Origin of the sequence: Sedimentibacter sp. (genome assembly GCF_033447055.1) — a bacterium.
GTDB lineage: Bacteria > Bacillota > Clostridia > Tissierellales > Sedimentibacteraceae > Sedimentibacter.
The window spans coordinates 1-8,500 of record NZ_JAWQJF010000129.1 but is presented as its reverse complement, the minus strand read 5'-3'; the positions used below and the strand labels follow the sequence as shown (position 1 = coordinate 8,500).

Annotated in this window: 17 protein-coding genes; 1 reads left to right on the top strand and 16 read right to left on the bottom strand. The window is 32.7% G+C overall.

Translation table 11 applies throughout. The features are described from left to right. Positions 1 to 276: 276 nt before the first annotated feature. From SA378_RS08845 to SA378_RS08780, 14 genes are all read right to left on the bottom strand, one after another. Positions 277 to 567: a hypothetical protein gene (locus tag SA378_RS08845; protein WP_318525626.1), complete on the bottom strand. Its 291-nt coding sequence runs from the start codon at positions 565 to 567 to the stop codon at positions 277 to 279. After that, entirely contained in the window at positions 560 to 1,018 is a 459-nt protein-coding gene (locus SA378_RS08840; RefSeq protein ID WP_318525625.1) for a hypothetical protein, read from the bottom strand. Before SA378_RS08840 ends, SA378_RS08845 begins: the two co-directional genes overlap by 8 nt. Before the next feature lie 16 nt (positions 1,019 to 1,034). After that, positions 1,035 to 1,166: a hypothetical protein gene (locus tag SA378_RS08835; RefSeq protein WP_318525624.1), complete on the bottom strand. Its 132-nt coding sequence runs from the start codon at positions 1,164 to 1,166 to the stop codon at positions 1,035 to 1,037. A 14-nt stretch (positions 1,167 to 1,180) separates the two neighbouring features. Then, positions 1,181 to 1,591, bottom strand: a complete 411-nt coding sequence (locus SA378_RS08830) for a single-stranded DNA-binding protein (protein ID WP_318525623.1) — start codon at positions 1,589 to 1,591, stop codon at positions 1,181 to 1,183. 133 nt (positions 1,592 to 1,724) lie between these two features. After that, on the bottom strand, positions 1,725 to 2,090 hold the full coding sequence (locus SA378_RS08825) for a hypothetical protein (protein ID WP_318525622.1): 366 nt from the start codon (positions 2,088 to 2,090) through the stop codon (positions 1,725 to 1,727). Between the two features lie 318 nt (positions 2,091 to 2,408). Continuing rightward, positions 2,409 to 3,323: a helix-turn-helix domain-containing protein gene (locus SA378_RS08820; protein WP_318525621.1), complete on the bottom strand. Its 915-nt coding sequence runs from the start codon at positions 3,321 to 3,323 to the stop codon at positions 2,409 to 2,411. Further along, positions 3,324 to 3,761, bottom strand: a complete 438-nt coding sequence (locus SA378_RS08815; RefSeq protein WP_318525620.1) for a hypothetical protein — start codon at positions 3,759 to 3,761, stop codon at positions 3,324 to 3,326. A 189-nt stretch (positions 3,762 to 3,950) separates the two neighbouring features. Next, a complete protein-coding gene (locus tag SA378_RS08810; RefSeq protein ID WP_318525619.1) occupies positions 3,951 to 4,655 on the bottom strand; it encodes a hypothetical protein in 705 nt (234 codons plus the stop codon). 26 nt (positions 4,656 to 4,681) lie between these two features. Further along, positions 4,682 to 5,008 (bottom strand): hypothetical protein, encoded by a 327-nt coding sequence (locus SA378_RS08805; protein WP_318525618.1) that lies wholly within the window; start codon positions 5,006 to 5,008, stop codon positions 4,682 to 4,684. Next, positions 5,009 to 5,206 (bottom strand): hypothetical protein, encoded by a 198-nt coding sequence (locus SA378_RS08800; protein ID WP_318525617.1) that lies wholly within the window; start codon positions 5,204 to 5,206, stop codon positions 5,009 to 5,011. Positions 5,207 to 5,252: 46 nt separating this feature from the next. Further along, positions 5,253 to 5,738 carry a helix-turn-helix transcriptional regulator gene (locus SA378_RS08795; RefSeq protein WP_318525616.1) on the bottom strand — a complete coding sequence of 162 codons (486 nt, stop codon included), beginning with the start codon at positions 5,736 to 5,738 and terminating at the stop codon, positions 5,253 to 5,255. A 40-nt stretch (positions 5,739 to 5,778) separates the two neighbouring features. Continuing rightward, a complete protein-coding gene (locus SA378_RS08790) occupies positions 5,779 to 6,117 on the bottom strand; it encodes a hypothetical protein (protein WP_318525615.1) in 339 nt (112 codons plus the stop codon). Positions 6,118 to 6,121: 4 nt separating this feature from the next. Next, positions 6,122 to 6,340, bottom strand: a complete 219-nt coding sequence (locus SA378_RS08785) for a hypothetical protein (RefSeq protein ID WP_318525614.1) — start codon at positions 6,338 to 6,340, stop codon at positions 6,122 to 6,124. Further along, on the bottom strand, positions 6,337 to 6,549 hold the full coding sequence (locus tag SA378_RS08780) for a hypothetical protein (protein ID WP_318525613.1): 213 nt from the start codon (positions 6,547 to 6,549) through the stop codon (positions 6,337 to 6,339). The genes SA378_RS08785 and SA378_RS08780 overlap by 4 nt, the downstream gene beginning before the upstream one ends. Positions 6,550 to 6,657: 108 nt before the next feature. Between SA378_RS08780 and SA378_RS08775 the strand changes: the two genes are divergently transcribed. Further along, positions 6,658 to 7,038 (top strand): hypothetical protein, encoded by a 381-nt coding sequence (locus SA378_RS08775; protein ID WP_318525612.1) that lies wholly within the window; start codon positions 6,658 to 6,660, stop codon positions 7,036 to 7,038. 710 nt (positions 7,039 to 7,748) lie between these two features. Here the strand turns inward: SA378_RS08775 and SA378_RS08770 are convergent. Further along, positions 7,749 to 8,072, bottom strand: a complete 324-nt coding sequence (locus SA378_RS08770; protein WP_318525611.1) for a hypothetical protein — start codon at positions 8,070 to 8,072, stop codon at positions 7,749 to 7,751. Between the two features lie 32 nt (positions 8,073 to 8,104). Further along, positions 8,105 to 8,332 (bottom strand): helix-turn-helix transcriptional regulator, encoded by a 228-nt coding sequence (locus tag SA378_RS08765; RefSeq protein ID WP_318525610.1) that lies wholly within the window; start codon positions 8,330 to 8,332, stop codon positions 8,105 to 8,107. Positions 8,333 to 8,500 lie beyond the last annotated feature (168 nt).

Below are 8,500 nucleotides of genomic sequence, written 5' to 3'. Positions count from 1 at the left end.
CTCTTGTAGTCAATATTTTCTGCTTTATTTTTGCTAAATTTAATTAACTTATAATAAACTTCTGGCTGTTTATTCTTGATTATATCTCCAATTGCCAAACTATCACCTTCTTTGATTTTTATATTAACCCCACCCCAAGCCCTATACGGTTTAAATCAGTCCGTATCAACACAAAAAGCACCCATTTCTGGATGCCTTAATATTTATATATTTCTATGCTACTACTGTACCACAAATAATGTCCGTTTTTGTCCGCTCTTTTAAAAATCTAGAAAATTATTTGCATGCCGTAATTAATTTATTATTAATTATAAAGTCAATTTTGTTGATACATACACGTTTTTGAACATTTCTTTTGTTAATACATTCAAAAACAAATATGTATCCATGCTGGCTGATCAGTCTGCCTTTCAATAATTCTCTTGCAGGTTCCAATGTATCAACACCAGTGTTGCTAAAATTTTTATTAATCATTAAAATTTTATATTTTTTATTATCATCAAGCTTTAAATTTTTAATGTAATCAGGAGTAATAACATTTTTGAATTTTTTGTCAGATTCATTCATGATTAAACACCTCTAACATTTTTCTTATTGCCTCGTCATGATATTTATAAATTTGAGTTTTCTCATAGTTGACAGAGCCTTTAATCATCCAAATCTTATATTTTTTAAAATATTTTAGCTCAATTATTTTCTTTTCTGTAGGATCTAAAACACCTATTAATAAATTTATAAGATTTCTTTTCCTGAATGCTTTATCAAGTCTGTTTTCTAGCTTTGCTACTTCTTGCCCATATGTTACTATTATTTTTTCAACATTTTGATAAACAATATCAGATATTTCATTTCCCTTTGGCATACCTGTTAAATTAGGAGTTTTAATGTCTCTTTGTGAATTTATAACCTCTCCAAGATTACAAATTTCTTCATTAATTCCTTCGATTTCATCCTCTATGTATGTGTAACTATATAACAAACTTTTCAATTTTGCTGTCTTTTCATCATCTTTGAACATCACTTCACCACACTCTCTATAAAAAGTCTACATATCCTGTCATTATTTTACCTTCACTACTTAGCAAGTAATACTTATGCTTAGTTCTTATAACTTTAAATCCGCTTAATATTAAACTCTCCGCTTCCAGCTTATTCACTCTTTGCACGCTGTAACCTCCTGCTAAAATGGTATATCCTCATCATCAACCGGTGTAAATATGTCATTGTCCACATCGCAATCTGCATCGTTTTTCTTGCTGCTTAGAAATTCAACCCTTTCAGCTGTCACGCCTGTTTTATATTGCCTTTCTCCATTTTTATCTACAAAATTGTTTGTAGTAATCCTACCTTGTACACTGCATTTGCTACCCTTGTGCAAATAATTTGCACAGTTCTCAGCAATTTTTCCAAATACTGTGGTATAAATAAAATCTGCAGTTGGTTTTCCCTGGCTTATTGCCTCTTGCTTCTTGTCGCCGAACAGGTCCTTGTCAACCGCCAATGTAAAACTTGTAACCGCCATTCCTGTAGCAGGCACGAACCTCAACTCAGGATCTCTGGTTAGTCTCCCTATTAAATTTACACTATTCATTAAGATTCCACCTTCTTATCATGAACTGAACCTAGTTTTTGCTTTAGCATCTTAATAATTCCTAATTTTCTTTGATGTTCACGCCATGCTTTTTTCCTTTTCGCTCTACTCGACATTTCTATACCTCCATCTCCTATTTTTCAATTATGATTTTTATATTTAATTTAGTTTCAAGAAATTTAAATCCATTTTTTGAAACGCTATAGCACTGAGGATCTTCACCAGCACCCATCTTAAAATCTCTTTTAACTGCTAAACCCTGTAAAACAAGATTGTCCCAACTCTCATCATGATCAGGCGTTGTAAAATAATTTCTCCATGCTAGATATTTATTATTTTTGACTTTATTTTGATTGAAACCAATACAATGTCTCATGTTTTCAATTTGCTCGGTATCAATAATTAAATCTTGATTGATCATATCTTTTTGACCTCCCACTCTTTGCTGCCAGGCAACCATCGTGACCACGCCCATCCATGTACTGCCTATATTTTTCATTTATATTCTGCTGCTTATGTTTCATCCTAGCATATATGCTGCAGCTGTCATGGCAACCTGGCTTTCTATCTTCACAATCTAAACAATTTTGTCTCATATAGCCACCTCAATAAACTTTTAAAATTATGTCTATGTAATCCTTCAGTTCCTTATCAGACAACACATTTTTGTCTAATTGTCTCCTAACTAAGCGCAGGGCTTGTACTAAAACATGTATACGTTCAAGATCAGGATTGTCTTTTGAATAAACAAAACAATTATTCGTTTTATCGCCATCTTTACTATTAGCATCAAAGCCATACTTTATAAAGTTCTCACTCATGCCCCTGTTTTTTCACTCCTCTGTGCAATATCTTTAAACAGTTTTTCTTTTCTTTTTTCCGCTAAGGCTTCCATTTCACTTTCACTGTAATTATCACTTTGTGTAAAATTATGAAATTTATTAGCAGGCTTTGATTTATTCTGTTGATAACTTTGATTTATTTTATTATCAAAGCTATTTTTATACTTGCCTTCAAGAGCATTGGTTACCTTGTTGCTGTTAATACAAAAGTCAAAGTCTGCTTTCCAACCTCTTTCGTTGTTGCCGGTACAAAAGTTAGAATCGTTAATATTTTTAAAAGCAGTTTCGATTTGTTCTACGGTGTACATTTCAAGCAGTTTCTTAATAGACTTCTTTCTGCTATCTGTAATCTTTACTACCTTAGGCAGCTTTAAACAAACTTTGCTGTATAAATCCGTAATGTTTTCATACGTGTCTTTTGTTGGGGGTAATTCCTTTTGCCCTTCATCAGAAGGACAATAAGTCTTTAATATATTATTATTATTTATTATATTATTCTCTCGGACATTTTTGTCCGCACCTATTGGACATTTTTGTCCGCACGTGGGGACATTTTTGTCCGCACCTAAAGTCAGAATTTTCTCACCTGCAAGAGTAGAACTGTCTGCTAATTTTATATACCTTTTTAAAATTTCTTTTGTCCCAGGTTTATATTGATATTCAACTTTGATATATCCACTTACGCTGAGAATGTTTAACCATCTGCGAATAGTTCTGTCAGTTGTATCATACAGTTCGGTAAAATATTCATTGTTAGCCCAACAATAACCCTTTTCATTGCACAAAGCTGTTATCTCAGAATAAAAAAGCTTAGCGTTTGGTGGAATTTTGCTATCATACCTGACGTTCGCCGGGATGATGGCATAAAATCCTTTGTTTATGTCGCTCATCTAATCACCTGCCACATGAAAGAACTTTTCGGCCAATTTCTTTTTTGCAGCTATGCCCTTTTTATTTTTGCTGCTGGAAATAGATATAACCTTCCTGCAATCGGCACTGTCCTTGCATTTATACGGTACCAGCTCTGGATCAGCTTCAGCATAATCAAAAATTTCATTACAAAAATCTAAATTCAGGGAATAAATTCTTAGTGCATTCATGTCATTAAAATTACCTTCAAGCGTATTCATCAGATTTGGGGGCTTGCTGCCAGCTCTACATTCGTAGATTAATTCACCCTGATTGTTTTTTCTTACTTGTGAGAATCTACACATTCTGCATTTCTCATTTAGCTGTCCATTAGGATCAGTTTCACATATGTATCCGGTTGTCTCTGCGTTGGTAGACTTACTAAATTTCTTGCCACATTTTGTGTAATAAACAGACATCTCAACCTCCTATATTTATTCAAAATTTGACTCTATTTTGAGTGCAACAATCAAAGGTAGGTGATTTTATACATTTTTATAAATTTTCATGTATAAAATCATTACCTTTTTTAGTTATAATTATTTAATTAAGTTACCTAACCCTGCCCCATAATTTCATGCCAGATCACTCCCTTCTTATGTCTAGAATTATGCAAATATCTTAACTTCTAATTCTAGATCTTCAACAACATCTGAGATATATTCTTCTAACTGATGCATGGTATCTATTTTCCATGCTCCGCCATCAGCTTCAAACAGAGCACAATAACCGCCTTCCTGCATCCTGAAAACAAACTTACTTTCAACCGGTTCGATCTCTGTAAAAGTCCTAAAAGGTCTTAAAATTACAGGATTAGGAATAAATACATCAATCAATCCCTGGGTTGAACTCTTAATAGTAATTTCCTGGGATATGCCATTGTCACCAACAGTTCTTACTGCCTTATCAGACATGTTTCCGATATAAGATAAAATATCTCTTAGATCATCAGTCTCTACAAATCCTGTCTGAAGCATTATGTTGAATGATTCTCTGTCAATAAACTTATTAAGGGTTAAATTTATTTTGTCAGGTTCACAAACAGCATAGATTTCTCTTTCGTTGTCATCATTAAGCGGGGAAAGAAATTCTATTCTATCGTAATTTTTAATATGAATGAAACTATTCTCAAAAGTGCTGTCATTATCAGCTTTTATGTATTCCAATAACCCTGTGATGCTCTTAAACTTTAATGCTTCTGGTTCCTGGTAATCATATCTTTTCAAACTTCTGTCGCTAAACACTTTTCCATTGACTTCAACTAGTTCTGGCTTTGACAAGCCTACTAAATACTGCATTGCTTCTCTAAACATCTTTCATCCTCCAATTATAATTAAAATTATTTTATATTTACTACTTTTGATTTATCGGCGCTTGTGAATATGCTTTGCTGCCTGACTTCATTAAGATGCAATTCACCTTCGCTGTCCTTGCCAATAATTATTTGAGTTTCTTCCCCAAGCTCAGGAGCAAGGCTTGTCTTTGTTTGAATCTTAGTAATAACAAAGTCTCTGTTGTCATTGGGCTTGAAGCTTAAAGTCAATGTTATCTTTCTTTCCTTCTTTGGATCAGTGTTCTTGTCAACAATATTCTGCGCAACCTTCTGAAGCTCTCTATTAAGCTTGTCAACGATGTTTCCATCAGCAAGATTCATAATATTTATCACTTAGCTCACCTCCTTTACTTTTCTACTTGCTATTTGCAGTTCACTTGACAATTCAATCATTCTTTTTCCGCATCTTATAATTTTCTTTTCGGCTGCTTCTTTTGCCTTCAGCACCTTTGCCATTTCATTTTCTATTTCTTCCCTAGACCTGGCAGCTGCCACCTCTTGATCAGGAGATGCGCTCATAACTTTATTCATATACCCTCCTAAAAGTAATTGATTTAAATACTTATTTATGCTATAATTATTTTGGTTGGTTAGTCGCTTTCGGGCGGCTTTCTTTTTTTATCCTGGCATCATGCCATAAAATTATTGATGTTAATTTGTTGTTTACTATTCTCATGTCATCAATGTGATCATTAAGTGCATCCTCTTCTAAATCGTCAATAGTTCCATCAGACATAATTTCCTTTATACCCTCAACAATTGGTGAAAGCTTGTCCTTAGCAAGTATGCCCTGAAACACCATGTCAACTTCTGTCTTAGGTTCAAAAACATCAGGTAGGTATTTACCTAATACACTATTAGTCTTTAGATGCCACCAGGCTAACAAAGGAGACCTGTACAATTCAGCCATACTGTCAACAATATCATCCGGGACTCTTGCTTTTCCGTTTTCGTAATCACTCAAAGATCTGATGCTAACGTTTAAATGTTCTGCAGCAATTTCCTGTTTAATTCCTGCACTCTCTCTGCATGTTTTATAATAAAGCATGCATACTTTATTCATTCAAAATCATCTCCTTATTTGTTATAATACAACCATAAAATCATTCCTCAGTAACTAACCGACCACCCTTCCCAGTCTTTTCATTACAGACAAAACTTCCTTCAGCTGCAGGCACGGGCTTTGTTGTAACAGGAGCACCACAACGATGACAATTAGTATCAACAATATGATCCAAAGCCCATGCACTATATCCGCATTTCGGACATGTATACTCTCTCAACAATTTTTCACCTCCTCTTTTCCTTAGTAATTTTCTGCTCCTTCTTATGTCAAGTATCAATTCATCCCAGCACCCTATAAATATAAAACCTGCAGTAGTTATAAAAAATGCCTGAATCATTATAGTAAGAATTTCAGAGTGTCTTATCATTAGTTCCATAATTTTATCCCCAAGTACCATTTGTGTAATAATGTAACCAACCCTTGTTTTTAAAAGTCACCTTTACTCCATGTTCATCATTCTCAACCTTTACTGGAGTCATTAATTTTTTGTTTTTAGGATTTTCATAACATGCATTATGCCTAACAAAAACTTCCTTAAAAATTTCTTTACGCCTTGCTGTTAGACTGTCATACCCTTTAACTTTTTCTAAATCAATCATACATTACCTCCACTAACTTCCTGATTATTCTTAGGTTTATACTTTCCTGCAGCAATAGCATTTGCTGCAATAACTTCCATCCTTTTAATTGCCCTGGCTTTGTCCTCCTGAGTCTTATCCCTGCAATCATCATCACAAATCATGATGTGAGTATTGCCAACTTTAAAATCTTCAACTATATTTCCTATAGGTATTTGAGCCTTAATCATTTACGCACCTCCGGTCTTTTAAAATATAATATGTTAATTGACTTGTACTTGTTTATTTTTACATAATTTGGTTTTTGTGCTATAATCAACCTGAAAGGAGGTGATTATATGAAAATTCCTACACTAAAGAAAACGTTAATAAATAAGCTTTATGATTTTTCTACTATTGAAGATTTAAACAAAAATCAAATTTACCTTTATACTCCAATAGGCATTATTTCAGGTGAAGTATACGAATTCCCTGAAAATTATGAAGAAGAAAAAACTGTTGTTGATGTATTAGCAAAAAACTTTTCTGAAATCGCCGATGATTACAAAGAAAAATATAATATTGAAGATTTTTTACCTAATAATGATGGATTTATTGTACTAAAGAAAGCAAAAATTCAACCATTAGGTTCAATGAGCACGACAAATATTGACTTGCTTACAGTTTTCTTTGACCAAATTATTGCAGTCAGTTTTGGTACATTGAATGTAGCTGATTAATTTAACTTCTTTTGGCTCTAAGATACTGCGAATATCTTGGAGCTCCTTCTTAATCTCTATTATCTCTTGTAATATTTTTTCTTCCATCTCTAACACCCCTTTCATTCGAATTTGCTTCGCTGGTAAAGATTTTATTGCTATTCTGTTTCCCTTTCATCAAAGAACATTTAAAGAGATAAAAGTTTAAAATATATTTTAAGTTTGATAATCGAGAAAAATACAAAACACAAAACGATTATTACGAGTATCATTAAGTAAAAAATTATATATAGAACATCTTTCTTATTCATCTCATCTTCCATCCTTTTGTTATTTATGGTAAAGATTTTGCTGTTATCCTGTTTTATTTACTTAATTTGGTATATATGCTATAATCACTTCTAAAGGATGTGATTACTATAAAATATTACAAAGTATCGGATGTTTTTTTAACTTATAATGAAGTTCACTCACTTAAAAAACTTGAAAATAGTAATACAATAAAAAATTCTAAACACATTGATAGACTTCTACGCTATGAACTTATACAATTGAATTATTCTCAGCTTTCGCCAGGTAACATGCCTACTCACAATGGTACATTTTCAATAACTGATTTTGGTAAAGATTACTTATTGTACTTAAGAAAGTTTAATCGCATGAAATTCTTTGAATGGGTACGTTATTTAATTACTACAGCAATCGCTGTAATAGCTTTAATAAGAACCTTTCTAAAACCTTAAATGGTTATTTGCCATTTCATTGGATATCCAAGTTTCATATTCTTCTTTTGTTTTTCCTAAATTATTTATCCAATGCCATTTAAGAATTTTATTCAAACCCACTTCATCTCTTATCTGCCTATTAATTGGGCTAATGATGTCACGTTTACTTTTTAGAAATAATCTTCCGATAATTGAGTTGTGCCATCTTTTCATACTATCCCAGTTTTTAGGTTTTTCCCCAAGAAGTTCGTTCCACTGCCAGCTATTAAGACTGTTGTATATTTGGAGCAATTCATCTTCTGTAAATTTGGATATGTCAAAAATTTTCATCTATTTGCCTCCTTCATCTAAAGATTTTATTGTTAGCCCGTTTTGTTAAGAATATCTACAGACAACGTTTCGTTGTGTGCGTCTGCAAAAAAAATTCCTTCAATATTCGTATTAAAAACATTAGCAATCTTTTTAGCTACTTTTAGTGATGGTTGCCTGTCGCCGTTTTCTATAAATCCATAGTGACTCGTTGTAATACCAATTAAATCAGCTATTTCCTTTTGAGTTTTATTAGCTCTAAGTTTTTTCAAATTGTTCATTATCTCACCTTCTCCCCAACGTTATGTTGTCTCATGGATTTAATATAGCACAACGTTTAGTTGTTTGTCAAGGGATATTTTAACATTTATTTCGTTTTTGTTGTTTAAGTGCACGTAATATTTACATTTTCAACAATTAGTTGTATAATTATTTATATCTTGTAGGGG

Coding starts and splice junctions, on each gene's coding strand:
- SA378_RS08785 (WP_318525614.1), bottom strand. CDS start 6,340: ATGATTGATTTAGAAAAAGTTAAAGGGTATGACAGTCTAACAGCAAGG.
- SA378_RS08810 (WP_318525619.1), bottom strand. CDS start 4,655: ATGTTTAGAGAAGCAATGCAGTATTTAGTAGGCTTGTCAAAGCCAGAA.
- SA378_RS08765 (WP_318525610.1), bottom strand. CDS start 8,332: ATGAACAATTTGAAAAAACTTAGAGCTAATAAAACTCAAAAGGAAATA.
- SA378_RS08820 (WP_318525621.1), bottom strand. CDS start 3,323: ATGAGCGACATAAACAAAGGATTTTATGCCATCATCCCGGCGAACGTC.
- SA378_RS08830 (WP_318525623.1), bottom strand. CDS start 1,591: ATGAATAGTGTAAATTTAATAGGGAGACTAACCAGAGATCCTGAGTTG.
- SA378_RS08800 (WP_318525617.1), bottom strand. CDS start 5,206: ATGAATAAAGTTATGAGCGCATCTCCTGATCAAGAGGTGGCAGCTGCC.
- SA378_RS08815 (WP_318525620.1), bottom strand. CDS start 3,761: ATGTCTGTTTATTACACAAAATGTGGCAAGAAATTTAGTAAGTCTACC.
- SA378_RS08775 (WP_318525612.1), top strand. CDS start 6,658: ATGAAAATTCCTACACTAAAGAAAACGTTAATAAATAAGCTTTATGAT.
- SA378_RS08795 (WP_318525616.1), bottom strand. CDS start 5,738: ATGAATAAAGTATGCATGCTTTATTATAAAACATGCAGAGAGAGTGCA.
- SA378_RS08845 (WP_318525626.1), bottom strand. CDS start 567: ATGAATGAATCTGACAAAAAATTCAAAAATGTTATTACTCCTGATTAC.
- SA378_RS08780 (WP_318525613.1), bottom strand. CDS start 6,549: ATGATTAAGGCTCAAATACCTATAGGAAATATAGTTGAAGATTTTAAA.
- SA378_RS08770 (WP_318525611.1), bottom strand. CDS start 8,072: ATGAAAATTTTTGACATATCCAAATTTACAGAAGATGAATTGCTCCAA.
- SA378_RS08840 (WP_318525625.1), bottom strand. CDS start 1,018: ATGTTCAAAGATGATGAAAAGACAGCAAAATTGAAAAGTTTGTTATAT.
- SA378_RS08790 (WP_318525615.1), bottom strand. CDS start 6,117: ATGGAACTAATGATAAGACACTCTGAAATTCTTACTATAATGATTCAG.
- SA378_RS08825 (WP_318525622.1), bottom strand. CDS start 2,090: ATGAAAAATATAGGCAGTACATGGATGGGCGTGGTCACGATGGTTGCC.